Source organism: Micromonospora sp. NPDC047620 (genome assembly GCF_043205005.1).
Taxonomy (GTDB): Bacteria; Actinomycetota; Actinomycetes; order Mycobacteriales; family Micromonosporaceae; genus Micromonospora.
In genome coordinates, this window is record NZ_JBIDDG010000001.1 from 231,436 (window position 1) to 256,762 (window position 25,327).

Consider the following 25,327-nt stretch of genomic DNA (forward strand, 5'->3'; position numbering starts at 1 on the left):
CCCCACGCGCCCGACGCCGGTTCCCTCCCGCACCGCGGCGACGACATGGGGTGCAGCAGTGCAGATGCCGGACGGACTTCCCGCCGAGATCGACCTCTCCCGGCCGAGCGCGGCCCGGGTCTACGACTACTTCCTCGGCGGGGCGCACAACTTCGAGATCGACCGGCAGCTCGCCGAGCAGATCGCCGGCATGACCCCCAACCTGGCGGCCACCATGCGCGCCGGCCGCGAGTTCCTGCGCCGGGCCGTGCGTACGCTGCTGGACGCCGGGATCGACCAGTTCCTCGACATCGGCTCCGGCATCCCGACCGTCGGCAACGTGCACGAGGTCGCCCAGACGGCCAACCCGAAGGCTCGGGTGGTCTACGTCGACATCGACCCGGTCGCGGTGGCGCACAGCCGGGAGCTGCTCGCCGGCAACGAGCTGACCGGAGTGATCCACGCCGACCTGCGCGAGCCGGAGCGGATCCTGACCGAGGCCCGTGAGCTGGCGCTGCTCGACTTCAGCCGGCCGCTGGGCATCCTGCTCGCCGGGGTGGTGCACTTCATCCCGGACGCCGACCGTCCCGGCGACGTCCTGGCCACCCTGCGGGCCGCCGCGGCCCCGGGCAGCTTCCTGGTCATCTCGCACTCCACCTTCGAGGACCAGCCGCAGGAGATGCTCGACGCGCAGCGCCTCTCGGCGCGTACCGACACCGAGATCACGCTGCGTTCGCGGGCCGAGGTCACCAGCTTCTTCGGCGACTGGACGATCCTGGAGCCGGGCGTGGTGCACATGCCGCTCTGGCGTCCGGACTCGCCGTCCGACGTGGACGACCACCCGGAGCGGTTCGGCGCATTCGGCGGCGTCGCCCGGTACGACCGGCCCACCGCCTGAGCCCATGGGCGCCGTCCCGGAGCCCGGCGGCGACGACCTCAGCCGGTCGGGCGCCGTGCGGTACGCGACCGAGTGGTCCCGGGCGGTGCGCCGGCTCGGTTTCGTGCCGCTCAGCGCGGCCGAGACCGAGCGGCTGCTGCACCTGCACACCGTCCGGCTGGCGCAGGCCGTGCTCGCCGAACCCTTCTCGGCCCTGCCGGCCGAGGAGGTCGGGCGCGCACTGGTCGAGGAGCACCTGACGGAGCCGCGGGTGCTCGACTGGTCGGTGCGGGCCCTCGGCGAGCGCTTCCTCCCCGAGGTGCTGCCCGCCCGGGCACACCACGACGAGACGGTGGAGCGGGTCGCGGCCCTGCAGGGCGGGCTGGCCGCCGGGTTCGCCCGCGCCCTGCGCGACCGCACCTTCGCGCAGCAGGAGCGGATCGCCCGCTCGGCGTGGCAGGCGCGGGACGAGGTGGAGCAGGCCCTGCGTGACAGCGAGGCCCGGTTCCGGGCGGTCTTCGTCGGGGCGGCCACGGGCATCGGCATCGCCGGCGTCGACGGTCGGATCATCGACGTCAACCAGGCGTTCGCGGACATGCTCGGCTACTCCGTCGAGGAGCTGCGGCAGATCAACGTGGCGTCGCTGTTCCACCCCGACGACGCGGCCGGGATGTGGGAGCTCTACCAGGAGCTGGTCGAGGGCAAGCACGACAGCGCCCGGGTGGAGAAGCGCTACCACCGCAAGGACGGCAGCGTGGTCTGGACGGACCTCTCCGTCTCGCTGATCCGGTACGACGACGGCCGGCCCCGGTTCACCGTCGCGATGATCGAGGACATCACCGAGCGGTACGAGCTCCAGCAGCGGCTGCGCTTCCAGGCGCTGCACGACCCGCTCACCGGCCTGCCCAACCGGACCCTGTTCTTCGAGACGCTGGGCCGGGTCTTCGACATGGCCGACGCGGACCACCGCGTCGGGGTCTGCTTCCTCGACCTGGACGGCTTCAAGGCGGTCAACGACAGCCTCGGCCACGACCTCGGTGACCGGCTGCTCGTGGTGATCGCCCGGCGGCTCGCCGAGTACGTCGCCGGGCGCGGCCACCTGGTCGCCCGGATGGGCGGGGACGAGTTCGTCATCCTGGTCGACGACGGCGCCGGCATCGACGACGCGGTGGCCGTCGCCGAGGCGGCTCTGGCCGCCGTGTCCGCCCCGGTCCGGATCGGCGAGCACCAGCTCGCCGTCTCGGCGAGCGTCGGCATCGTCGAGTGCCCTGTCGGCGGGACGAGCGCGTCGGAGCTGATGAAGGCCGCCGACACCACGCTCTACTGGGCGAAGGCGGAGGGCCGCGGCCGGTGGGCGGTCTACGACCCGGAGCGTGGCGCCCGGGACATCGCCCGCTCCGCGCTGGCCGCCGGGCTGCCGGCGGCGCTGGACCGGGACGAGTTCGTGCTCCACTACCAGCCGATCGTGTCCCTGCTCGAGGGCTCGATGCTGGCCGTGGAGGCGCTGGTCCGCTGGCAGCACCCGGAGCTGGGGCTCATCGGGCCGGACCGGTTCATCGGGCTGGCGGAGGAGACCGGCCTGATCGTCCGGCTCGGCGAGTGGGTGCTGCGGCAGGCCTGCCGGGACGCGGAGGAGTGGCGGCGCGAGTTCCCCGCGGCCCGGCTGGTGGTCAGCGTCAACCTGGCCGCCCGGCAGGCCGACGACCCGCGGATCGTGGAGACCGTCGCCGACGCGCTGGCCTCCACCGGGCTCCCGGCCGGGCTGCTGCAACTGGAGCTGACCGAGAGCGCCGTGATGGGCACCGCGGGGGAGCCGCTGCGGTCGCTGCACCGGCTGGCCGCGCTGGGCGTACGGCTGGCGATCGACGACTTCGGCACCGGCTACTCGAACCTGGCGTACCTGCGGCGGCTGCCGATCCACTGCCTCAAGCTGGCCGGCCCGTTCGTCGAGGGGATCCGGGGCGACGGCCCGGAGGCGGCCACCGACCATCGGGACGAGCGGATCGTGGACGCGCTGGTGCGGCTGGCGCACGCGTTGGAGCTGTGGGTCACCGCGGAGGCGGTCGAGACCGGGGTGCAGGCCGAGCGGCTGCGGGCGCTGCGCTGCGACACCGGGCAGGGGCGGTACTTCGGCCCGCCGGCGCCGGCGGCGGAGATCACGGCCCGGCTGCGCGGCGGCGGGCACGGAGCCGCGGCATGAGCCTCACCGACACCGAGGCGGCCGTCGCCGTCCTCGCCGCGCTGGCCATCCTCGCCGGGCTGGCCGGCGTGGTGGTGCCCGGCCTGCCGGCGCTGCCGCTGTGCTGGGGCGGGGTGCTGGTCTGGGCGCTCTTCGGCGGCGCCGGGCCGGGGCGTTGGGCGGTGCTCGCCGCCGCCACGGTGGTCGTCGCCGGCGGCACCGTCGTGAAGTACGCCTGGCCGGGGCGGAACCTGAAACGCAGCGGGGTGCCCACCTCGTCGCTGCTCGCCGGCGGCGTGCTGGGACTGGTCGGCTTCTTCGTCGTGCCGGTGGTCGGGCTGGTGCTCGGCTTCGTCGGCGGAGTGTGGGCGGCGGAGCGGCTGCGGCTGGGCGACTCCCGGCTGGCCTGGCCCGCGACGAGGCAGGCCGTGGCGGCGGCCGGCCTGTCCATGCTGGTCGAGTTCCTCGCCGGCCTGCTCGTGGCGGTGCTCTGGGTCGCCGGTCTGCTGCTGACCTGACGGCGTGGTGGTGGGGGCGGCGGCGCGGGGCGGGCGTCGGGTACGGCGCAGCGCCGTACGGGTGAGAGAGAGGTGACGTGCCCCGCGCCGCCGCGGTGCCGGGGCGGTCCGAGCGCCCGGCGGTGGCCCGTCGCGATCGGGCCTGGTCACGGGCTCAAGCATGCGGTGCACGTGCCCGGAGGGCAACGCAATTTGCCCGCTCGCCGGCCCGGCTCGATTCAGCCCGGCTCGGGCTCGGCTCGGCCCTTCGACCGGCTCGTCCGCCCGGTCCCATGGACGGGGCAGCTCGACAGGGCCGGGAAAGCCACCCCCGGGGGAAGCCGGGCGACGAGCCGGCCGTGTGAGCCCGGCGCACCTGCCCCGGGGCGGTTGCCGTGATCCGGGGCTGGGCATTGACGGTGGTCAGGTTAGCCAGTAGACCTTGGTGATGGAGGCCCGCCGATGAGGAAAGCTCCGCTCACGCTGGAACAACTGCGGGTCGCCGTCGCCGAAGGCGAGATCGACACCGTGGTGCTGGCCCTGGTCGACATGCAGGGCCGGTTGCAGGGCAAGCGGTTCCACGCGCCCTATTTCCTCGACCACGTCGTCGCGCACGGCAGCGAGGGCTGCGACTACCTGCTCGCCGTGGACGTCGACATGAACACCGTCGACGGGTACGCGATGTCGAACTGGGAACGCGGCTACGGCGACTTCGCCATGGTGCCGGACCTCGACACGCTGCGTCGGGTGCCCTGGCAGCCGGGCAGCGCGCTGCTCCTGGCGGACCTGGCCTGGCTGGACGGCTCGGGGCCGGTCGTCGCCTCGCCCCGGCAGATCCTGCGCCGGCAGCTGGACCGGCTGGCGGGGCACGGGCTGACCGCGTACGCCGGCACGGAGCTGGAGTTCGTGCTGTTCCGCGACTCCTACGAGGACGCCTGGCGGCGCGGCTACCGGGAGTTGACCCCCGCCAACCTGTACAACGTGGACTACTCCCTGCTCGGCACCGCCCGGGTGGAGCCGCTGCTGCGCCGCATCCGCCGGGAGATGGCGGGGGCGGGGTTGACCCCCGAGAGCGCGAAGGGCGAGTGCAACCTGGGCCAGCACGAGATCGCCTTCCGCTACGACGAGGCGGTGGCCTGCGCCGACCACCACGTCATCTACAAGAACGGGGCGAAGGAGATCGCCGCCCAGGAGGGCATGTCGATCACCTTCATGGCCAAGCCGAACGAGCGGGAGGGCAACTCCTGCCACATCCACTTCTCCCTGCGTGACGCGGACGGCCGGTCGGCGCTGCTCGGCGACGGGCCGGCGCACCTGTCGGCGACCGGGCGGCGGGTGCTGGCCGGGCTGCTCGCCACCATGCAGGAGTTCAGCCTCCTGTTCGCCCCGAACGTCAACTCCTACAAGCGCTACCAGCCCGGGTCGTTCGCCCCGACCGCGCTGCGGTGGGGCACGGACAACCGCACCTGCGCCCTGCGGCTGGTCGGGCACGGGCAGGGCATGCGGGTGGAGAACCGGGTCCCGGGGGCGGACGTGAACCCGTACCTGGCCATCGCCGCGCTGGTCGCGGGCGCCGTGCACGGCATCGAGCGCGGGCTGGAGCTGGGCGAGGAGTGCACCGGCAACGCGTACGACGACCCGGCCGCCGAGCGGGTCCCCGGCACGCTGCGCGACGCCCTCGCCCGGTGGGAGTCCTCGACGGTGGCGGGGGAGGCATTCGGCGACGAGGTGGTGGCGCACTACGCCAACCAGGCGCGGGTCGAGCTGGCCGCCTTCGACGCCGCCGTGACCGACTGGGAGCTCTTCCGTGGCTTCGAACGCCTCTGACCACGACCGCATGATCGACGGGAAGGGGTGGGGCCCGTGACCGAGGTGGTGAACCCGGCGACGGGCGAGGTGGTGGCGGTCGTGCCGTCGGCCTCGGCCGACGAGGTCGACGCGGCGATCGGGCGGGCGGACGCGGCGTACCCGCGGTGGCGGGCACTGACGCCAGGGGACCGGGCGCGGCTGCTGCGCCGGTTCGCCGCGCTGGTGGACGCGCACCTGGAGGAGCTGGCGCAGCTGGAGGTGCGCAACTCGGGGCACACCGTCGGCAACGCGCGGTGGGAGGCGGGCAACGTCCGGGACGTGCTCGACTACTACGCGGGCGCGCCGGAGCGGCTGACCGGGCGGCAGATCCCGGTGCCGGGCGGGCTGGACGTGACGTTCCACGAACCGCTCGGCGTGGTCGGGGTGATCGTGCCGTGGAACTTCCCGATGCCGATCGCCGCCTGGGGCTTCGCGCCGGCCCTCGCCGCCGGCAACACGGTGGTGCTCAAACCCGCCGAGTTGACCCCGCTGACCGCGCTGCGCCTAGCCGAGCTGGCCCGCGAGGCGGGGCTGCCCGAGGACGTGTTCACGGTGCTGCCGGGAGCCGGGTCCGTGGTGGGGGAGCGGTTCGTCACCCATCCCGCCGTCCGCAAGGTCTGCTTCACCGGCTCCACCGAGGTCGGCACCCGGATCATGGCCGGCTGTGCCGCCCAGGTGAAGCGGGTGACGCTGGAGCTGGGCGGCAAGAGCGCCAACCTGGTCTTCGCCGACGCCGACCTGGAGAAGGCGGCGGCGACCGCCCCGTACGCCGTCTTCGACAACGCCGGCCAGGACTGCTGCGCCCGGTCCCGGATCCTGGTCCAGCGGCCGGCGTACGACCGCTTCCTGGAGCTGCTCGAGCCGGCGGTGCGGGCGTTGCGGGTGGAGGATCCGGCCCGGGAGACCGCCGAGATGGGCCCCCTCATCTCCGCCGGCCAGCGGGACCGGGTCGCGGGGTACGTCGACGGGGCGACCGTCGCGTTCACCGGCTCCCGCCCCGGCGGCCCCGGCTTCTGGTACGCCCCGACGGTGCTGCTCGCCGATTCCACGGCGGACCGGCACTGGCGGGAGGAGATCTTCGGCCCGGTCGTCTCGGTGCTTCCGTTCGACGACGAGTCCGACGCGGTGCGGCTCGCCAACGACACCGATTACGGCCTGTCCGGCTCGGTCTGGACCCGGGACGTGGGCCGCGCCGTCCGGGTGGCGCGGGCGGTCGAGGCGGGCAACCTCAGCGTCAACTCGCACTCCTCGGTGCGGTACTGGACCCCCTTCGGCGGCATGAAGCGCTCCGGGCTGGGCCGCGAGCTGGGCCCGGACGCGCTGCACGCCTTCACCGACGTCAAGAACGTGTTCATCGCAACGGAGGAGTGAGGCGCGTGCAGGGTCGTCTTCAGGACCGGGTGGCCGTGGTCACCGGTGCGGGCAGCGGGATCGGGCTGGCCACCGTGCGGCGGTTCGCCGCCGAGGGTGCGCGGGTGGTCTGCGTGGACATCGACCCGGAGGCCGGCAACCGGGCCGCCGACTCCGTGGGCGGCGAGTTCGTCGCGGCCGACGTCGCCGACGAGGCGGCCGTACGGGACCTCTTCGACGGGGTGGCCGAGCGGCACGGGCGGGTCGACATCGCGTTCAACAACGCCGGCATCTCCCCGCCCGAGGACGACTCCATCCTGGAGACCGGGCTGGACGCCTGGGAGCGGGTGCTGCGGGTCAACACCACGAGCGTCTACCTCTGCTGCAAGCACGTCATCCCGCACATGCGCCGGCAGGGCAAGGGCTCGATCGTCAACACCGCCTCGTTCGTGGCGCTGATGGGCGCGGCCACCTCGCAGATCGCGTACACGGCGAGCAAGGGCGGGGTGCTGGCGATGACCCGGGAACTGGGCGTGCAGTTCGCCCGGGAGGGCATCCGGGTCAACGCGCTCTGCCCCGGCCCGGTCGCCACCCCGCTGCTGCTGGAGCTCTTCGCCGCCGATCCGGAGCGCGCGGCCCGCCGGCTGGTGCACGTGCCGATGGGGCGGTTCGGCAGGCCGGAGGAGATCGCCGCCGCGGTGGCCTTCCTCGCCAGCGACGACGCCTCCTTCATGACCGCCGCGCAGTTCGTGGTCGACGGCGGCATCACCGGCGCGTACGTCACCCCGCTGTGAGCCCGCGCCCTCCGCACGGAGGGGGAGGTGCCGTCGGGCAGCCGACGGCCGGCCGAGGCGGACGTAACCAGCGACCAAGGCGTGGCACGCGTTACGTTGCTGGCCCGTCAGGGTATTGAGCGGGGCACGGCCGGATGGATCATCGGGCCGAGGCGGGGAAGGCCGGAGCGGGAGGCTGCATGAGCTCGGCCCAGGGGGGCGTGGACGAGGGGCACCCGCCCGACCGCGTCCGGGAAGCGGAGTTTCCCCCGCTGCTCGCCGCCGCGTTCGCGGCCGGCGGCGAGATGGGCGAGCGGATGCGCGCGTTCGACTGGTCCACCACCCCGCTGGGCACTCCGGACCGCTGGCCGGCTGCGCTCTGCGCGGCGGTCGGCATGATGCTCGCCTCCAGCGCCCAGATCGTCATGTTCTGGGGCGAGGACCAGCTCGCCTTCTACAACGACGCCTACCGGCCGACGATCGGCGGCAAGCACCCGGACGTGCTGGGCCGGCCGGCCCGCGAGCACTGGGCGGAGACCTGGGACGTGCTCGGGCCGCTGCTGGAGAGCGTCCGGCGCGGCTGCCGGTCGTACCGGGCCGAGGACCATCCCTTCCCGCTCGACCGGCACGGCTTCCTCGAGGAGACGTACTTCGACGTCTCGTACGACCCGATCCTGGGCGTCGACGGCACCGTCGACGGCATCTTCTGCATCGTCAACGAGACCACCGGCCGGGTGCTCGGCGAGCGCCGGCTGCGGCTGCTGGCGGAGCTGGGCAGCGAGCTGGCCGAGGTGGGCAGCACGGCGGAGCTGGGCCGGGCCGCCGCCGCGGTGTTCGACCGGCACCGGCCGGACGTGCCGTTCGCCCTGGTGCACCTGCCCGACGACACCGGCCGCCTCGCGCTGGCGGGGCGCAGCGGCGTCGAAGCCGCTGCGGTCACCACGCCGTCCCCGGCGTCGCTCGCCGAGGTTGCCGCCGGCGGCGCTGCCGCCACCGTCGCCGTGACGGACCTGCTCGCCCGGGTCCCGGCCGGCGCGACCGAGCGGGCGCTGGTGCTGCCGGTCACCGCGGCGAACGAGACCGTCGGGACGCTGGTCGTCGGCCTCGCCCGCCGGCTGCCGCTGACCGACGAGTACCGCGACTTCTTCGACCTGGTCGCCGCGCAGGTCTCCCGGGCCGTCGGCAAGCAGCAGGCGTACGAGCAGCAGCGCGCCCGGGCCGCCGAGCTGGCCGCCCTCGACCGGGCCAAGACCAACTTCTTCGCCAACATCAGCCACGAGTTCCGCACCCCGTTGACCCTGGTGCTCGGCCCGCTGGAGGACCTGCTCGCCGACCCGGCGCTGCCCGAGGCGTACACGGACCAGCTCACCACCATGCACCGCAACGCGCTGCGGCTGCTCAAGCTCGTCAACACGGTGCTCGACTTCTCCCGGCTGGAGTCCGGTCGGCTGGCCGCCCACTACCAGCCGACCGACCTGGCGGACTACACCTCCCGGCTGGCCAGCACGTTCCGCTCGGCGACCGAGCGGGCCGGGCTGCGCCTGGTGGTGGACTGCCCGCCGCTGCCGGCACCGGTCTTCGTGGACCGGGACATGTGGGAGAAGATCGTCCTCAACCTGGTGTCGAACGCGGTGAAGTTCACTTTCGACGGGGAGATCCGGGTGCGGGTCCGGGCCGTCGACGGCGCCGCCCGCCTGGAGGTCGCCGACACCGGCGTCGGCATCGTCCCCGAGGAGCTGCCGCAGGTCTTCGAGCGCTTCCACCGGGCGCCGGGGGCGCGCTCGCGCACCCACGAGGGCACCGGGATCGGCCTGGCGCTGGTCCGCGAGCTGGTCGAGATGCACGGCGGCGAGGTGGCCGTCAGCAGCCGTGTCGACGAGGGCAGCACGTTCACCGTGACCGTCCCCTTCGGCACCGGGCACCTGCCGCCCGAACGGGTCGCCGACGCCGGCCCCACGGCGCCGGTCGAGCTGGTGGGGGCCGACCTGTACGTGGCGGAGACCGCCCGCTGGGCCGACGCCGCGGGGGCCGGGGCGGCCCGGGTGGCCGGGTCGGGCGCCGCCGGGCGGATCCTGGTCGCCGACGACAACGCCGACCTGCGCGAACACGTCACCCGGCTGCTCTCCCCGTCGTGGGAGGTGGTCGCGGTGACCGACGGCGTGGAGGCGCTGCGGCTGGCCGTCGACGGCGCGTTCGACCTGGTGCTGACCGACGTGATGATGCCCCGGCTGGACGGCTTCGGGCTGGTCGCCGCGCTGCGTGCGGACGCGCGTACCCGGCACGTGCCGATCGTGCTGCTGTCGGCCCGCGCCGGCTCCGCCGAGGCGGTCGCCGGGCTCTCGGCCGGCGCCGACGACTACCTCACCAAGCCCTTCTCCGGCCAGGAGTTGATCGCCCGGGTCCGGGCCAACGTCGAGCTGGGCCAGCTCCGCGGCCAGATCATCCGCGGGCTACGGGCGCTGGCCGACGCCGCGGTGGCGGTCAACACCGCCCGATCCACGGCCGACGTGCTCCAGGTCGCCGCGCGGCACGCGCTCAGCCTCGCCGAAGCCGCCCGGGTGGTGGTCTCCGCGACCGGGATGCGCTTCGAGGCCGACGGCGGCGGGTCGGCCCCCGTCGAGCCGTCCTTCGTGCTGCCGCTGACCGGCACCGTCGGCGAGCAGCTCGGCGAGCTGCGGGTCTGGCGGCCGGACGGCGACGGCGCCCACACCGACGAGGCCGCGCTCACCCAGCTCGCCCGGCTGGTCGGCGTGCGGCTGGAGAACGCCCAGCTCTACGAGGCCGAGCACCGCATCGCCACCACGCTCCAGCACAGCCTGCTGCCCCGGTCGCTGCCGCAGCTGCCGGGCGCCGTCGTCGCCAGCCGCTACCTGCCGGGCAGCGCCGACGTGGAGGTCGGCGGAGACTGGTACGACGTCGTCGCCCTGCGCGACGACGAGCTGGTGCTGGCCATCGGCGACGTGGTGGGCAAAGGCGTCCGCGCGGCGGCGGCGATGGGCCAGCTCCGCAACGCGCTGCGGGCGTACGTGCTGGAGGGGTTCGACCCGGGGGAGTCGCTGACCCGGCTCAACCGGCTGGTCGGGACGACGGAGGGGCGCTCCTTCGCCACCGTGCTCTGCCTCTGGTTCAGCCCGCGCACCGGCCGGCTGCGGTACGCCAGCGCCGGCCACCCCTCGCCGCTGCTGATCCGGGGAGACGACGTGGCGTTCCTGCACGACCGGGCGCTCGGCCCGCCCGTCGGGGCGATCCCGGACACGTCCTACCGGACGGTCGAGGGGGAGCTGACCCCGGGCAGCCGGCTGCTGCTCTACACCGACGGGCTGATCGAGGACCGGCAGCTCGACATCGACGACGCGCTGGCCCGGCTCAGGCAGGACGCGGCGACGCCCGGCGAGCACGTGACGGACGTGATCGACGCCGTGGTCCGGCGGATCGCCGGGCGGCCCCTGCGCGACGACGTCGCGGTGCTGGCCCTGGAGGCGGCGGAACTCAACCGGTTCGCGCTGCGGCTGCCGGCCGACCCCACCCGGCTCAGCGTGCTGCGCAAGCGGCTGGAGGACTTCCTCGTCGCCCACTCCGTCAACGAGACGGACCTGTTCGACCTGACCGTCGCCGTCTCCGAGGCGGCCGCCAACGCCATCGAGCACCCCGTCGACCCCGCGGAGCCGACGATCGCCGTCGAGGTGGTCATCGAGGATCGCACCGTGGTGGCCACCGTGCGCGACAGCGGGCGGTGGCGGGAGTCGACCGGGTCGGGCTTCCGTGGGCGGGGGTTGTCCCTCATCAAGGCGCTGGGGGAGCTGTCGGTCACGCGTACCCCCGAGGGGACGGAAGTGACGCTGCGCCGGCGGCTGGCGGACTGAGCACCCGCCCGGCGGCGGCCGGAGCGGCGCGGCCCGAGGTCAGGCCGGGTGGAGCCAGGTCTGCTCGCCGAGGCCGGCGATGTCCAGCACGCGGCGGACCTGCCGGGACGGCAGGACGGCGATGGCGTCGGGGAACCGCTGGGCGAGCCGGACCACGGCGTGGATCGCCGCCGAGTCGAAGAAGGTGACCGCCCGCAGGTCGAGCGTCACCCGCTCGGCCGGCTCCCGCAGCACGGTCTGGACCATCGTGTCGGCGGTGGCCATGTCGACCTCGCCGGTCACCACGACGCGGACGTGACCACCGTCGACCTCCGCGCTGGCGGAGAATACGGGAGGCGCGACGTCCCCTTGATCCACGCAGCCACAATGGCACAGCCTCTCGGGCGCGGCAACAACCGGGCCGGGCGGGCGGGGGCGGGGGACGCCCGCCCCCGCGGCGATAGGCTTGGGCCCATGACCGTCCGTGCGCCGCTGACCCCAGGCACGCTCTCCCCGTTGCGGCCCGTGCCCGCCCACATCGTCCGCCCGGAGTACGTGGGCAAGAAGCGTCCCCAGGAGTGGCGCGGCTCGCACGTGCAGACCCCGGAGACGGTCGAGAAGATGCGGATCGCGGGTCGGCTCGCCGCCCAGGCCACCCAGCTCGCGGGTGAGCACTGCAAGCCCGGCGTGACCACCGACGAGATCGACCGGGTCGTGCACGAGTTCCTCTGCGACCACGGCGCCTACCCGTCGACGCTGGGCTACAAGGGCTTCCCCAAGTCCTGCTGCACCAGCCTCAACGAGGTGATCTGCCACGGCATCCCCGACTCCACCGTGCTCGCCGACGGCGACATCATCAACGTCGACGTCACGGCGTACATCAACGGGGTGCACGGCGACACCGACGCCACCTTCTGCGTCGGCGAGGTCAGCGAGGAGGCCCGGCTGCTGGTCGAGCGGACCCACGAGGCGATGATGCGCGGCATCCGCGTGGTCGCCCCGGGCCGCCAGATCAACGTGGTCGGCCGGGTCATCGAGTCGTACGCGAAGCGCTTCGGCTACGGCGTGGTCCGCGACTTCACCGGCCACGGCATCGGCGAGTCCTTCCACAGCGGGCTCTACGTGCCGCACTACGACAGCCCCCGCCCGACCGACGTGATGGAGCCGGGGATGACGTTCACGATCGAGCCGATGATCACTCTCGGCACCCACCAGTACGACATGTGGGACGACGGCTGGACGGTGGTCACCAAGGACCGCAGGTGGACCGCGCAGTTCGAGCACACCATCGTGGTGACCGAGGACGGCCACGAGATCCTCACACTGCCGTGACCGACACCCCGGCGGCGCTCCGCGAGGCGCACCACGCGGACGTGTCCGGCGGCTGGCTGCGGCCCGCCGTCTTCGGCGCGATGGACGGCCTCGTCACCAACATCGCCCTGATCGCGGGCGTCGGCGGCGGCGGGGTGTCGCCCCGCAGCATCGTGCTCACCGGCACCGCCGGCCTGGTGGCCGGCGCCATCTCGATGGGGCTGGGGGAGTACACGAGCGTCCGCTCGGCCAACGAGCAGGTCGCGGCCGAGGTGGCCAAGGAACGCCGCGAGCTGGAGCGGCACCCCGAGGCGGAGGCGCGCGAGCTGGCCGAGGCGTGGGTCGCCCGGGGCCTGCCGCACGACCTCGCCATGCAGGTCGCCGAGGCCGTGCGGCGCAACCCGGAGGAGGCGCTGCGGGTGCACGTCCGGGAGGAGCTCGGCGTCGACCCCGACGACCAGCCCAGCCCGTGGGCGGCGGCGATCTCGTCGTTCCTGTTCTTCTCGGTCGGGGCCCTGGTGCCGCTGCTGACCTACCTGTTCGGCTCGACCAGCCTCTGGCTGGCGCTGGCCGTCGGTGGGCTCGGGCTCTTCGCGGCCGGGGCGGTGGTCGCCCGGTTCACCGCCCGGGCCTGGTGGTCCGGCGGCCTGCGCCAGCTCCTGCTGGGCGCCGCCGCGGCCGGCGCCACCTACCTCGTCGGCGCCCTCATCGGCGTCCAGGGCGCCCTCGGCTGATCCCCGCCGCGCCCCGGGTCGGCGCAGAGCCGGTCGTACGCGCTCCGGTTCGTCCGCAGGGGCGGCATACCGCCGCCGCGCGGCAGGTCAGCCGTCGAGGAGGTCGTCGACCGTCCCGTCGACGGGGCGGCCCCGGGCCGTCAGCTCCGCCGCCTGGCGGGCCAGCACGGCGCCCACCTCGGTCATGTCCGCGCCGGCCAGGCCGGTGCGCCGCACCGCGTCCCCCGGATCACGGAAGTAGGTGCGGCTGAGCAGGCCGTTCACGGTGGCCGCCGCCAGCCGCGCCTCGCCGAGCATCAGCAGGGCCTGGTCGGTCTCGTACCACTCGGCCAGCCGGGCCGCCCGGGCGTGCGCCGCGCTGCCCCTGTACCACGCCTGCCGGGCCGCCGTGCTGAACTCGGCCGGCCGGGCGCGGGCCAGCCGGCCCAGGTGCTCGTCACGGAGCGTGCGCAGCCAGCCGGTCGGGTCGTGCAGTGCCCGGGTGCTGACGTACCGGTCGGCGGTCAGCGGCCAGAGCGGGGAGATCAGCCGGGCCTGGCGGAGGTAGTCGTCCGCGCCGGCCACGGTCAGGTCGACCAGCACGCCGTCGACCCGCCGGGTCGCCGGGGGCGGGCCGCCGCCGGGTCGGTAGGTCACCACCAGCAGCCCGACCTCGCCGTCCCCGCCGCCGTCGTCGTCGCCGTGCGCGAGCGGGCCGTGCACGGCGACGGCGAGCACGTCGGCCGGGAAGCGCCGGCGGGCGGCGTCGGCGACCCGCTCGGCCACCGCCCACCGTGGATCGTCGAGGTGCCGGTCGCCACCGGAGGGCACGCCGTCCACGTCCACGCCGCCCACGTCCACGCCGACCACCTCACGCCCTCGCCGACCGGGCCGCCCGGCACGAGCCGGCCCGCGGTGTCGCGGCGGCGCCGGTCACCGCACCAGCCTAGTCGCGCCCGCCCGACCCGCCCGGCCCGCCGCGCCCGGTGGGGACCAGCCGGAAGAGGAGGATCTCCCGGCCGCCGGCCCGCCGCACGTACGTCTGGTAGGCCGGCCACTGGTCGACCAGCAGCCGCCACAACCGCTCCCGTTCGGCGCCCGCGGCGGCCTCGGCGCGCACCGGGACCCGACGGCCCTTCACGTCCACCTCGGCGGCCGGGTCGGCGAGCAGGTTCAGCGCCCAGCCCGGCTGGTGGGTCTGGCCGAAGTTCGTGCCGACCACCACGTACGCGCCGCCGTCGGGCACGTACAGCAGGGGGTTGCTGCGCGGCCGGCCTGAGCGCCGGCCGGTGGTGGTGATGACCAGCGACGGGACGAGCCCCAGCGCGACCACCCGGCCCCGGGTGAGCCGCCCGACCACCCGGTCGGCGGGGACGAGCAGGCGGACGGCGGCGCCGAACCACCGGTGGTGGCCGACGCGGCGGGTGAGGGCTCCCAGGACGGGCACGGGCACCAGTGTGCCCGGTCCCGGCCGGTCAGTCGAGGCGTCGCTCGACCGGCAACCGGGACCGGGTGAACAGTCCCGCGCCGAGCATCGCGACCAGCGGCACCACCACCAGGACGCCGAGGGTGGTCCACGGGACCACCACCGGGTACGGGTCCTGGACCGGCCACGAGCCGGCGTACCGGCGGTTCAGGGCGGTCAGGATGATCACGGCCGAGCCGAGGCCGGCGACGATGCCGAGCGCCGAGCCCAGCACGGCGATCACCCCCGCCTGGCACAGCGACAGGAGCCGGCGCAGGCCGGGGCCGGCGCCCACCGCGGCCAGCGTGGACAGGTCGGCGCGCCCCTCGGCCGCCGCCAGCCCGGTGGCGATGCCGGCGGCGCCCACGGTGATCACTCCGGCCGCGGCGGCCAGCAGGAGCAGCGCCGGCCGCCCGTCGCCCGACCGGTCGCCCTGCTCGATCTCCACGTGGGCGCCGAGCGGGCGCAGCGCGGTGGCGAACCGGTCCCGCCGGCCCTGGTCGGGCGCCCCGTCGGCGGCGACGGCCCAGCCGAGCGGGCGGGTGGCCAGGCCGAGCCGGTCGGCCGCCCGCCGCGAGAGCAGCAGCCGCTCCGTCGGTACCCCGGTGTGCAGCGCGTACGCGGGGACGGCGGTGGGCGCCGAGGTCACCGGCCCGGCCGGTCCCGACCCGTTCACCACCACCTCGATCCGCCCGTCCACCACGTAGCGCGGATCGGTCACCACCGCGCCGCCGGCGCGCAGCACGGCGGCCGCGGCGGCGACGTCGGCGGGGTCGGCGCCGGTGAGCAGCGGCAGGGCGGTCCCGTCGTCCACCAGCACCTGGAAGTACGTGTCGTGGAGGTCGTTTCCCCGGCAGCGGGCGTCCGCGCGGGCCTGCCGCCGCTCGGCCTCGCTCAGGTCGTCGCTGAACGGCCAGGGGCACGCCCGGTGCGGCGGCAGCACGGGAGCGACCGAGCAGGGCTCGGCCTCCGTCGTGCACCGCACCCCGGCCAGCGGCGCCACCGTGGCGGCGCCCAGCTGGTCGCGGGCCGCCTCGGTGACTCGGGCCAGGGCGGGCGCGGGGTCCAGGTCCGGCCGGTGCACCAGCACGGTGCCGGCGGGCAGGCTGGGCTCGTACGTCGACACACTCCGCGCGTGGTCGCTGGCCAGGTACACCCCGACCGCGACGCTGCCGGCGACCGCCGCCATCACCGCCGAGATCGCCGGGGCGGCCGAGGAACGGTTGCGGCTGGCGTCGCGCAGCGCGATCCGGGGCGCCAGCGGGAGCGACCGCCCGAGCCGGGCGAGCAGGCCGACCAGTGTCGGGGTGGCGAAGACCAGCCCCAGCTCGCCGAGGACCAGACCGGCGAGGATCACCGGTGGCGACGTCCGGGCGGCCCCGAACGCGGCCACCGCCGCCCCGCCGGCCGCCATGCACACGCCGGCCGTGAGCCAGCGCCGCCGATGCGCGGGCGGGGTGCGGCGGCCGGCCAGCCCGGCCACCACGTCCTGCCGGGCCGCCGCCCAGGCCGGGGCCAGCGCGGCCAGCACGCCGGACAGGACCGCGACGGCCGCGACCGCCACCAGGGCCTCCGGCCAGCAGCGGTATCCGCCGAAGCGCGCGCCGTAGAGGTGCTGCTCGACCAGCGGCCGGGCGGCGAACGCCGCCGCGACGCCGAGCGTGAGCCCGGTGGCCGCCCCGAGGGCGCCCAGCACCACGCCGTCGGCCAGCACGATCCGGCGCAGGTGGGCGTCGTCGCCGCCCGCCACCGCGACCAACGCGAGGTCCCGGCGCCGCCGCCGTACGCCGACCGCGAAGGCCGGGCCGACGAGCAGCACCACCTCCAGCAGCCCCAACCCGCCGACGAGTACCGAGACGCTCATCCCCTCGACGTCGACCGAGGAGAACGCGTCGGGCCCGACGACGTCCACCGCCGAGGGCGGGGCGGGGGTGCGGGCGTGGACCAGGACGCCGTGGTCGTTGAGCCGACGGAACAGTGTCTCGTCCAGCGTCCCGGGCAGGTCCACCAGCCAGGTCATGTCCGGCTCGGCATCCGTCGGGCCCGCGGTCGCCGGGTGCAGCGTGACGATCGGTCCCAGGTCGTCCGGGTACTCGACCACCCCGACCACCCGCCACGACCGGGAGCCGTCCCCGGACGTGACGGTGCCACCGGGACGGACGTCGAGTCGGCGCAGCGCGGCGGGGCTCACCGCGATCTCGTCCGGCCCGGCCGGCGCCCGGCCGGAGCGGAACCGGGCCAGCCCCCGGCCGAGCGGGTCCGCGAGGTCCACGGCGCGGCCGGTGACGTCCCGGTCGACCCGGTCGCCGACCCGGGCGTCGAAGCTCACCCAGCGGCGCAGCGGGACGACCCGGCTCCCGGCCGGCAGCAGGGCGGTGACCTGTTCGGCGGTGATCTGCCCGGCCGGCGGCGTCGCGTCGTGGTCGGACACCCAGCCATCGCCCCAGGCGTCCTGGGTGACCGGCCCGCGCGCCACCCAGAGCAGTTCCGCGTCGGCGACGCCGAGCCGTTGCTCGGTCCGCTCGGCCCGGGTCAGCTCGGACATGTCCCAGCTCACCGCGGTGAAGGTCAGCACCAGCACCGGCAGCGTGATCATCGCGAGCACCAGCGCCGTACGCCCCCGCGCCCGTCGGGCCTCCCGGCGGGCGATCCGCAGCGCCACCCACCAGGAGCCGACGGCGCCCGCGAGCCGGCCGCCCCGGCCCGCCGTCACCGACCGCTGCCGGTCAACAACTGCTCCACGCTGCCCAGCGGGGCCGTCGAGTCGACCAGCACCCCGTCGCGGAGGAAGACCACCCGGTCGGCCCAGGCGGCGTGCCGCGCCTCGTGGGTGACCAGGACCGCGGCGGCCCCCGCGTCGACCCGCCGGCGCAGCAGGTGCAGCACCGCCTCGCCGGTCTGCGAGTCCAGCGCCCCGGTGGGCTCGTCGGCGAGCACCAGCCGGCGCTCGCCGACCAGCGCGCGGGCGATCGCCACCCGCTGCTGCTGGCCGCCGGAGAGCTGGTCGGGGAACCGGTCGCCCAGTTCCGGCAGGCCCACCTCGGCCAGCGCGTCCAGCGCCAGCCGGCGCGCCCGCCGCCCGCCGGTCCCGTCGAGTTCCAGGGGGAGCGCGACGTTCTCCACGGCGGTGAGGCTGCCGAGCAGGTTCAGGTCCTGGAAGATGTAGCCGATCCGGCGGCGACGCACCTGGGCGAGGCGGCGCCGGTCCAGGGCGCCGAGGTGCTCGCCCTCGACGAGCACCTCGCCGGCGGTCGGGCCGTCCAGCCCGCCGGCGAGGGCCAGCAGGGTGGACTTCCCGGAGCCGGAGGGCCCCATCACCGCGACGAGTTCGCCCGGGTGGACGGCGAGGCTCACGCCGCGCAGCGCGTGCACCGCCGCCGGCCCGGTGCCGTGGGTGCGGTGCACGTCGCGCACGTCGAGCACGGCCGGGGCCGGGCTGTCGCCCGCCGGCCCGCTGCCCACGCTCACCGTCGTGCCTCCTCGTCCGTCTGGTTCACCGCCTCGGCGGGCGTCGTCGGCGCGCGGCCGGGCCCCGTCGGACGGTAGCGCACCAGGCTCGTCTCGCAGTGGTCCAGCCAGCGCACCTCGGCCTCGGCCTGGAAGACCATGGCGTCCAGCACCAGCCGCCACGGCAGGTCCTCCGGGCGGTCGCTGGCGTACTTCAACCGGGTCAACTCCTGCAGCGTCCGCATGGTCGCGCTGCGCTGGGTCTGCACCACCGAGCGCACGTCGACGCCGGGCGTGGTCAGCGCGAGGGCCAGCTTGATCGCCAACTCGTCGCGGGGCCGGTCGGTGCGGCTGATCGGGGTGGCGAACCACAGCGCCAGGTCCGTCCGCCCGGCGTCGGTGATCTCGTACGGGCGCTGCCCGGCCTCGCTCTCGGGGAGCGAGCGGACCAGCCCGTCCCGCTCGAGGCGGGACAGGGTGGTGTAGACCTGCCCGATGTTCAGCGGCCAGGTCGAGCCGGTCGACTCCTCGAACGCGGCGCGGAGCTGGTAGCCGTACATCTGGCCGCGTTCGAGCAGGGCGAGCAGCCCGTGACGGATTGACATGGCTCCGGAGTATGCATACCTGGTATGCGACCCGCAACCGGAGCGTCACCGCAGGCGGCGGCGGTCAGGCGGGCCGGCCGGGGAACGGCACGGTCAGCGGGGTGATTCCGGCCGTCCGGCGCCAGCGGGTCGCCCGCAGGGCGTACTCGACCAGGGCGGCCAGCGCCCTGTCGCGGTCGGCGCCGGTGGTGGCGGGCACCGCCGCCCGCCAGAACGCCGCGGTGCGCTCCTCCACCTCGACGGCCAGCCGCAGCGCGCTCGCCCGGTCGGTCACCGGGAACGGCAGGGCGTAGCCCGCCCGGTCGGGCGGGACGGCGCCGCCGCCCGCGCTGAGCTGCATCACCAGGTCGTCGCGGCGGCGCCGGTGCGCGGCCTCCGCCTCGCGGGCGGCGGTCCGGGCCGCGCCGGTGAGGCGTACCCCGATGGGGCCGTAGGCCCAGATCGCCGCGTACTCGGCGGTGAGCGCCGCGCCCAGTGCCCCGGCCGGCCCGGTCGGTGTCGGTGTGGTCACTTCAGCGCCTCCACGTGCGTGGCCCGGGCGGCGGCGATCGAGGCGAGCAGCGCGGCCCGCTCCGCCGGCGCCGCCGCGCAGGCACTGGTCGCCGTCTCCCGGCCGGTGCGCTCGCGCTCGCGCAGCGCGGCCCGGGCGGCGGCCGGGTCGGCCGCCGGGGCGGAGGTGGCCGCGGCGGGCGCCGAGGGCAGCGGCACGCCGATCACCCGGGCCAGCTCGGCAGCGTGCGCGCCGTGCGCCTCGGCGATCGGGGTGAGCAGGCCGGCCAGCGCGGGGTGTGCCGCGGCGGCGTCGCGGTGCCCGGCGGCGAGCCGGAGCGCCTCGTCGAGCAGCGGCGTGAGCGGGTCGGGGTCGGGACTGGGATCGTCGTCGCGGTCGAGAAGATCACAGCCGGCCAGCGGCGCCGTCGCGCCGCCGAGTGCCAGGAGTGCCCCGGCGCGCAGCACCGTTCGCCGGGAATGCCCGGTTGCTCCGCCGCGTTGTGTCGTTCTGCCCGTCGCCACCGGACAAGTCAACACCATCACCGGCCGTACGTGGGCCACCGGCGTCGGTGCGCCGCCCGGTCCGGTGCCCGGCAGGCGCGTTACGCTCTGCGCAGCCACCGGCGCGTCAGCTCCGGTGGCGTGCCGGCATGGCGACCGATCGGGGCGCCGTCGATCACGAGAAGGGTGCGGAGATGACGCAGCGTGGCCGTGCCACGAGGTCGACGGGTCCGGCGGGCAGACCCCGGCGCGCCGACGCCCCCCGGGGCGGGGAACGCGCCGGCGGCCCGCGCGGTGACCTCGCCGCCCGGCGGGCCCGGCTGCGTGAGGTCATCGAGCCGGTGGTCGCCGGCGCCGGCTACGACCTGGAGGAGCTCACCGTCTCCCGGGCCGGCCGCCGGCACGTGGTGCGGGTGATCGTGGACGCCGACGGCGGGATCAACCTGGACGCCGTCGCCGAGGTCTCCCGGGCCGTCTCGGCGGCCCTCGACGCGGCCGAGGAGTCCGGGGGTGACATCGTCGCCGGGGAATACCAGCTGGAGGTCAGCTCCCCGGGCGTGGACCGGCCGCTGACCCTGCCTCGGCACTGGCGGCGCAACGTCGGGCGGCTGGTCAAGGTGACCGTCCGCGGCGCGGGCGCTGCGCCCGGGCAGCGCGCCGGGCAGCCCGCCGGCGACCGGCAGGTCACCGGCCGGGTGGCCGAGGCCGACGACGAACGCGTGGTGCTGGAGACCGACACCGGCCGCGCCGCGTGGACCTACGCCGAGCTCGGCCCCGGCCGGGTGCAGGTCGAGTTCCACCGCCTCGACGAGATCGAGGAGACGGACGAACCCGACGACATGGACGACACCGACGACTTCGACGACGAAGATGATGTGGAGGACGAGGAGAGGTGAACATCGACCTCGCGGCGCTGCGCGCACTCGAGCGCGAGCGGGAGATCCCGTTCGACACGATCCTCGCGGCGATCGAGACCGCGCTGCTGACGGCCTACCGGCACACCGAGGGGGCGGAACCGCACGCCCGGGTGGAGATCGACCGCAAGTCCGGCGCGGCCCTGGTCTACGCGCAGGAGCTGGACGACGACGGCACGGTGGTGCGGGAGTGGGACGACACCCCGCACGACTTCGGCCGGATCGCCGCCATGACCGCCAAGCAGGTGATCCTCCAGCGGCTGCGGGAGGCCACCGACGAGGTGCACTTCGGCGAGTACGTCGGCCGCGACGGCGACCTGGTCACCGGCGTGGTGCAGGCGCACGAGGCGCGGGCGGAGAAGGGCATCGTCACCGTCGACCTGGGCAAGCTGGAGGGCGTCCTGCCGCAGTCGGAGCAGGTGCCCGGCGAGCGGTACGTCCACGGCGAGCGGATCCGCTGCGTGGTGGTGCACGTGGCCAAGGGGATGCGCGGCCCGCAGATCACCCTGTCCCGCTCCCACCCGGCGCTGGTCAAGAAGCTTTTCGCGCTCGAGGTGCCGGAGATCGCCGACGGCACGGTCGAGATCGGCGCGATCGCACGTGAGGCGGGTCACCGTACGAAGATCGCGGTCCGCTCCACCGCCCAGGGCGTGAACGCCAAGGGGGCCTGCATCGGCCCGATGGGCCAGCGGGTCCGCGCGGTGATGAGCGAGCTGCACGGCGAGAAGATCGACATCATCGACTGGTCGGACGACCCGGCGACCTTCGTCGGCAACGCGTTGTCGCCGGCCAAGGCGCTGCGGGTCGAGGTGGTCGACCTGGGCACCCGGACGGCCCGGGTGACGGTGCCGGACTTCCAGCTCTCCCTCGCCATCGGTCGGGAGGGGCAGAATGCCCGGCTTGCTGCCCGGCTGACCGGTTGGCGGATCGACATCCGGTCCGACGCGGAGCAGGCCGGGGCGAGCGGCCGGAGCGGGGCTGATCACGTCCCGGAGCCGGGCAGCGCGATCTCGGGCGCCTAGGGGTAGACTTTCTCCAGTGGTACGACGCGCGCTGCCGGAGCGCACCTGTGTGGGTTGCCGGCGACGTGCGCCGGCCAGCGAATTGCTGCGGATCGTCGCGGTCGGCGACGAGGCTGGTCACAGCCTCCGGCCCGATCCGGCCCGCAGGCTGCCGGGTCGGGGAGCGAACATGCACCCGGATCCGGCCTGCTTCGCGCAAGCGGTGCGGCGGCGCGCCTTCGGGCGGGCGCTGCGCGTCACCGGGGTCCTCGACCACGGTGAGCTCGCGGAGCACGTCGATGCGCCAACCACTACGTCCGGTCAGCCCGACCGGGCGAGGGTCGCTAGCAAGGTAGGACGACCGACATGAGCACACGATGAAGTCCCTGAAATGACCAGGCTTCAAGTGCAGGAGTGAGGTCGCTGCGGGTGCTGCCCGCACGACCTCGGAGTGAGGAGTGCAGTGGCAGGTAAGGCCCGCGTACACGAGCTTGCGAAAGAGCTCGGGGTCGAAAGCAAGACCGTTCTCGCCAAGCTCAAGGAGATGGGCGAGTTCGTGAAGTCCGCGTCCAGCACCGTCGAGGCGCCCGTCGCTCGACGTCTGCGTGGCGCATTCGTCGCGTCCGCCGGTGGGTCCTCGGCGCCGGCCGCCCCTCCGGCGGCAGCCCCGAGCCCGGCACCGACCCCGACGCCGTCCCCGACCCCGGGTGCCCCCCGGGTCTCGGCCAAGCCGATGCCGCCGCGGCGGCCGGCCGCGCCGACCCCTGGACCGAAGCCCAAGGGCCCGGTCCCCGGCCCGCCGCAGCCGGCGACCCCGGTCGCCAAGCCGGCGAGCGCGCACGACATCGAGGTGGCGGCCGCCGAGGCGCGCGCCGCCGCGCTGAAGGCTGAGCAGGAGGCTGCGGTCAAGGCCGCGCAGGCCGCCCGCCAGCAGCAGCGGGAGAACGTCCGACGGGAGCCCCCGACCGAGGGCGGTCCCCGTCCGGGTCCGCGTCCCGGCCCGAACGCCGTGCCGCCCCGTCCGGGTTCCCCGGCCGCGGGTCGTCCCGGCGCCCCGCAGCCGGGCCCGGGTGCCCGGCCGGGTGGTCGTCCGCCGGCGCGCGGCGCCGGCAACAACCCGTTCGGCATCCAGGGCGGTCAGCAGCAGCAGCGGCCGCCGGCCGCCGGTGCCGGCGGTCCCCGGCCCAGCCCGGCGGGCATGCCGCCGCGGCCGAGCCCGGCCTCCATGCCGCCCCGGCCCAGCCCGGCCTCCATGCCGAGCCAGCGGCCCACCACGGGTCGCCCCGGCGGTCCCGGTGGCGGGCGTGGCGGCCCCGGCGGCGGCGCGGGTCGTCCCGGTGGCGGTGGCTTCCGTCCCGGTGGCGGCGGCGGTGGCGGTGGCTTCCGCGGCGGTCCCGGTGGTGGCGGCGGTGGCGGTGGCTACCGTGGTGGCCCCGGTGGCGGCGGCGGCGGTGCTCCCGGCGGCGGTTTCCGTCCGGGTGCCCCGGCCGGTGGCGGTGGTCGTCCCGGTGGCGGCGGTCGTGGCCGTGGCGGTGGCGCCGCGGGTGCCTTCGGGCGTCCGGGTGGCCGGCCGACCCGTGGTCGCAAGTCCAAGAAGCAGCGCAGACAGGAGTTCGACAACCTGTCGGCCCCGACCATGAGCTCGGGTGCCCCCCGGGGTCAGGGTCAGGTCATCAGGCTCTCCCGTGGCGCCTCGCTGTCGGACTTCGCCGACAAGATCAACGCCAACCCGGGTTCGCTGGTCCAGGAGATGTTCAACCTGGGCGAGATGGTCACCGCGACCCAGTCGTGCTCCGACGACACCCTGCAGCTGCTGGGTGAGCACCTCGGCTTCAACGTGCAGATCGTCAGCCCGGAGGACGAGGACCGCGAGCTGCTCGCGCAGTTCAACATCGACCTCGACGCCGAGGTCGCGGAGGACCGCCTGGTCAGCCGTGCGCCGGTCGTGACCGTCATGGGTCACGTCGACCACGGTAAGACCAAGCTGCTCGACGCGATCCGCAAGGCGAACGTCGTGGCGGGCGAGGCGGGTGGCATCACCCAGCACATCGGCGCGTACCAGGTCCACGTCCCGCACGAGGGCGAGGACCGCGCGGTGACCTTCATCGACACCCCGGGTCACGAGGCGTTCACCGCCATGCGTGCCCGTGGTGCCCAGGTGACCGACATCGTGGTGCTGGTGGTGGCGGCCGACGACGGCGTGATGCCGCAGACGATCGAGGCGTTGAACCACGCCAAGGCGGCCGACGTGCCGATCGTGGTGGCGGTCAACAAGGTCGACAAGCCGGAGGCCAACCCGGACAAGGTCCGCCAGCAGCTGACCGAGTACGGGCTGGTCGCCGAGGAGTACGGCGGCGACACGATGTTCGTCAACGTGGCGGCGAAGCCCGGCATCGGCATCGACGACCTGCTCGAGGCGGTCCTGCTGACCGCCGACGCGTCGCTGGAGCTGACCGCTCCGATCGACGGGCCGGCGCAGGGTGTGGCCATCGAGGCGCACCTGGACAAGGGCCGCGGTGCGGTGGCGACGGTGCTGGTGCAGAAGGGCACCCTGCGGGCGGGCGACTCGATCGTCGCCGGTGGGGCGCACGGCCGGGTCCGGGCGATGCTCGACGAGAACGGCAACCAGGTCGCCGAGGCGGGTCCGGCCCGTCCGGTCCTGGTGCTCGGTCTGACCGCGGTGCCGGGTGCGGGTGACACCTTCCTGGCGGCCGAGGACGACCGCACGGTGCGCCAGATCGCCGAGCAGCGGCAGGCGCGGCGGCGGGCGGCGGCGTTCGCCAACTCCCGTGGCCGGGCGACCCTCGAGACGCTCATGGAGCAGCTCAAGGAGGGCGAGAAGACCTCGCTCAACCTGGTGCTCAAGGGCGACGTCTCCGGTTCCGTGGAGGCCCTCGAGGACGCGCTGTTCAACCTCGACATCCCGGAGGAGGTCCAGCTCAGGATCATCCACCGGGGCGTGGGTGCGATCACCGAGAGCGACGTCATGCTCGCGAGCGCCTCGTCCGAGGCGGTCACGATCATCGGCTTCAACGTGCGGGCCTCCAACAAGGTCCGCGAGATGGCCGACCGCGAGGGCGTGGAGATCCGGTACTACACCGTCATCTACCAGGCCATCGAGGAGATCGACGCCGCCCTCAAGGGGCTGCTCAAGCCGGAGTACGAGGAGGTCGAGCTGGGCACCGCGGAGATCCGCGACGTCTTCCGCTCGTCCAAGGTCGGCAACATCTCCGGTTGCATCGTCCGGTCGGGCATCATCCGGCGCAACGCCAAGGCGCGCCTGCTGCGCGACGGCTCGGTGGTGGCGGACAACCTCACCATCAGCTCGCTCAAGCGGTTCAAGGACGACGCCACGGAGGTGCGCGAGGGCTTCGAGTGTGGTCTGACCCTGGGCGGTTACAACAACGTCCAGGTCGGCGACATCATCGAGACCTTCGAGATGCGGGAGAAGGCTCGCGCCTGATCCGATGAACCACTGATCAAGGGGTTTACGCCGAAAGGCGTAAACCCCTTGATCATGTGGGGGTACGTCC

21 protein-coding genes are annotated in these 25,327 nt (G+C 74.9%); 13 read left to right on the forward strand and 8 right to left on the reverse strand.

What is annotated here, in order from left to right; translation table 11 throughout:
* The first annotated feature begins 58 nt into the window (after nt 1–58).
* The 7 genes from ACGF5C_RS01010 to ACGF5C_RS01040 all read left to right on the forward strand — a co-directional run bounded on the left by ACGF5C_RS01010 (nt 59) and on the right by ACGF5C_RS01040 (nt 11,366).
* On the forward strand, nt 59–877 hold the full coding sequence (locus ACGF5C_RS01010; RefSeq protein ID WP_393295490.1) for an SAM-dependent methyltransferase: 819 nt from the start codon (nt 59–61) through the stop codon (nt 875–877).
* A gap of 4 nt (nt 878–881) precedes the next feature.
* Entirely contained in the window at nt 882–3,056 is a 2,175-nt protein-coding gene (locus ACGF5C_RS01015; RefSeq protein WP_393295493.1) for a putative bifunctional diguanylate cyclase/phosphodiesterase, read from the forward strand.
* Entirely contained in the window at nt 3,053–3,553 is a 501-nt protein-coding gene (locus ACGF5C_RS01020; RefSeq protein ID WP_393295496.1) for a DUF456 domain-containing protein, read from the forward strand. The genes ACGF5C_RS01015 and ACGF5C_RS01020 overlap by 4 nt, the downstream gene beginning before the upstream one ends.
* Nucleotides 3,554–3,994: 441 nt before the next feature.
* Nucleotides 3,995–5,359, forward strand: coding sequence for a glutamine synthetase family protein (locus ACGF5C_RS01025; protein ID WP_393295498.1), 1,365 nt, complete (start codon nt 3,995–3,997; stop codon nt 5,357–5,359).
* A 36-nt stretch (nt 5,360–5,395) separates the two neighbouring features.
* Nucleotides 5,396–6,751 (forward strand): aldehyde dehydrogenase family protein, encoded by a 1,356-nt coding sequence (locus ACGF5C_RS01030; RefSeq protein ID WP_393295501.1) that lies wholly within the window; start codon nt 5,396–5,398, stop codon nt 6,749–6,751.
* 5 nt (nt 6,752–6,756) lie between these two features.
* The gene (locus ACGF5C_RS01035) at nt 6,757–7,524 is read left to right on the forward strand and encodes a 3-oxoacyl-ACP reductase (RefSeq protein WP_393295504.1); all 768 of its coding nucleotides are present in this window, start codon (nt 6,757–6,759) and stop codon (nt 7,522–7,524) included.
* A 179-nt stretch (nt 7,525–7,703) separates the two neighbouring features.
* Entirely contained in the window at nt 7,704–11,366 is a 3,663-nt protein-coding gene (locus ACGF5C_RS01040; protein WP_393295507.1) for a SpoIIE family protein phosphatase, read from the forward strand.
* Between the two features lie 39 nt (nt 11,367–11,405).
* Here the strand turns inward: ACGF5C_RS01040 and ACGF5C_RS01045 are convergent, their stop codons facing one another.
* Nucleotides 11,406–11,723, reverse strand: coding sequence for an STAS domain-containing protein (locus tag ACGF5C_RS01045; protein WP_393295510.1), 318 nt, complete (start codon nt 11,721–11,723; stop codon nt 11,406–11,408).
* Between the two features lie 96 nt (nt 11,724–11,819).
* Between ACGF5C_RS01045 and map the strand changes: the two genes are divergently transcribed.
* Nucleotides 11,820–12,677, forward strand: coding sequence for a type I methionyl aminopeptidase (map, locus tag ACGF5C_RS01050; RefSeq protein WP_393295513.1), 858 nt, complete (start codon nt 11,820–11,822; stop codon nt 12,675–12,677).
* Nucleotides 12,674–13,390, forward strand: a complete 717-nt coding sequence (locus tag ACGF5C_RS01055; protein WP_363702580.1) for a VIT1/CCC1 transporter family protein — start codon at nt 12,674–12,676, stop codon at nt 13,388–13,390. Before map ends, ACGF5C_RS01055 begins: the two co-directional genes overlap by 4 nt.
* Nucleotides 13,391–13,477: 87 nt before the next feature.
* Here the strand turns inward: ACGF5C_RS01055 and ACGF5C_RS01060 are convergent, their stop codons facing one another.
* The 7 genes from ACGF5C_RS01060 to ACGF5C_RS01090 all read right to left on the reverse strand — a co-directional run bounded on the left by ACGF5C_RS01060 (nt 13,478) and on the right by ACGF5C_RS01090 (nt 19,843).
* Nucleotides 13,478–14,224 (reverse strand): nucleotidyltransferase domain-containing protein, encoded by a 747-nt coding sequence (locus ACGF5C_RS01060; RefSeq protein WP_393295928.1) that lies wholly within the window; start codon nt 14,222–14,224, stop codon nt 13,478–13,480.
* A 91-nt stretch (nt 14,225–14,315) separates the two neighbouring features.
* Nucleotides 14,316–14,816, reverse strand: coding sequence for a nitroreductase/quinone reductase family protein (locus tag ACGF5C_RS01065; protein WP_393295516.1), 501 nt, complete (start codon nt 14,814–14,816; stop codon nt 14,316–14,318).
* A gap of 28 nt (nt 14,817–14,844) precedes the next feature.
* Nucleotides 14,845–17,547 (reverse strand): FtsX-like permease family protein, encoded by a 2,703-nt coding sequence (locus ACGF5C_RS01070; protein WP_393295519.1) that lies wholly within the window; start codon nt 17,545–17,547, stop codon nt 14,845–14,847.
* Entirely contained in the window at nt 17,544–18,302 is a 759-nt protein-coding gene (locus ACGF5C_RS01075; RefSeq protein WP_393295522.1) for an ABC transporter ATP-binding protein, read from the reverse strand. The genes ACGF5C_RS01070 and ACGF5C_RS01075 overlap by 4 nt, the downstream gene beginning before the upstream one ends.
* Nucleotides 18,299–18,886 (reverse strand): PadR family transcriptional regulator, encoded by a 588-nt coding sequence (locus ACGF5C_RS01080; RefSeq protein WP_393295525.1) that lies wholly within the window; start codon nt 18,884–18,886, stop codon nt 18,299–18,301. The genes ACGF5C_RS01075 and ACGF5C_RS01080 overlap by 4 nt, the downstream gene beginning before the upstream one ends.
* Nucleotides 18,887–18,950: 64 nt before the next feature.
* Nucleotides 18,951–19,397 (reverse strand): ferritin-like domain-containing protein, encoded by a 447-nt coding sequence (locus ACGF5C_RS01085; protein ID WP_393295528.1) that lies wholly within the window; start codon nt 19,395–19,397, stop codon nt 18,951–18,953.
* Entirely contained in the window at nt 19,394–19,843 is a 450-nt protein-coding gene (locus ACGF5C_RS01090) for a hypothetical protein (protein ID WP_393295930.1), read from the reverse strand. The genes ACGF5C_RS01085 and ACGF5C_RS01090 overlap by 4 nt, the downstream gene beginning before the upstream one ends.
* A 230-nt stretch (nt 19,844–20,073) precedes the next feature.
* On the opposite strand from ACGF5C_RS01090, the gene rimP reads away from it, so the two are divergent.
* From rimP to infB, 4 genes are all read left to right on the forward strand, one after another.
* A complete protein-coding gene (rimP, locus tag ACGF5C_RS01095; RefSeq protein WP_393295531.1) occupies nt 20,074–20,775 on the forward strand; it encodes a ribosome maturation factor RimP in 702 nt (233 codons plus the stop codon).
* Nucleotides 20,772–21,815, forward strand: a complete 1,044-nt coding sequence (nusA, locus tag ACGF5C_RS01100) for a transcription termination factor NusA (protein ID WP_393295534.1) — start codon at nt 20,772–20,774, stop codon at nt 21,813–21,815. The genes rimP and nusA overlap by 4 nt, the downstream gene beginning before the upstream one ends.
* A gap of 16 nt (nt 21,816–21,831) precedes the next feature.
* Entirely contained in the window at nt 21,832–22,164 is a 333-nt protein-coding gene (locus tag ACGF5C_RS01105; protein WP_350704988.1) for a YlxR family protein, read from the forward strand.
* Between the two features lie 93 nt (nt 22,165–22,257).
* Complete coding sequence (gene infB / locus ACGF5C_RS01110) at nt 22,258–25,257, forward strand: translation initiation factor IF-2 (protein ID WP_363705121.1); 3,000 nt, start codon at nt 22,258–22,260, stop codon at nt 25,255–25,257.
* Nucleotides 25,258–25,327: the final 70 nt, after the last annotated feature.

Bases quoted from the DNA above. Each gene is read 5' to 3' on its own strand.
- ACGF5C_RS01015 (WP_393295493.1), top strand. From the start codon at position 882: ATGGGCGCCGTCCCGGAGCCCGGCGGCGACGACCTCAGCCGGTCGGGC.
- ACGF5C_RS01020 (WP_393295496.1), top strand. From the start codon at position 3,053: ATGAGCCTCACCGACACCGAGGCGGCCGTCGCCGTCCTCGCCGCGCTG.
- ACGF5C_RS01025 (WP_393295498.1), top strand. From the start codon at position 3,995: ATGAGGAAAGCTCCGCTCACGCTGGAACAACTGCGGGTCGCCGTCGCC.
- ACGF5C_RS01040 (WP_393295507.1), top strand. From the start codon at position 7,704: ATGAGCTCGGCCCAGGGGGGCGTGGACGAGGGGCACCCGCCCGACCGC.
- map (WP_393295513.1), top strand. From the start codon at position 11,820: ATGACCGTCCGTGCGCCGCTGACCCCAGGCACGCTCTCCCCGTTGCGG.
- ACGF5C_RS01080 (WP_393295525.1), bottom strand. From the start codon at position 18,886: ATGTCAATCCGTCACGGGCTGCTCGCCCTGCTCGAACGCGGCCAGATG.
- rimP (WP_393295531.1), top strand. From the start codon at position 20,074: ATGACGCAGCGTGGCCGTGCCACGAGGTCGACGGGTCCGGCGGGCAGA.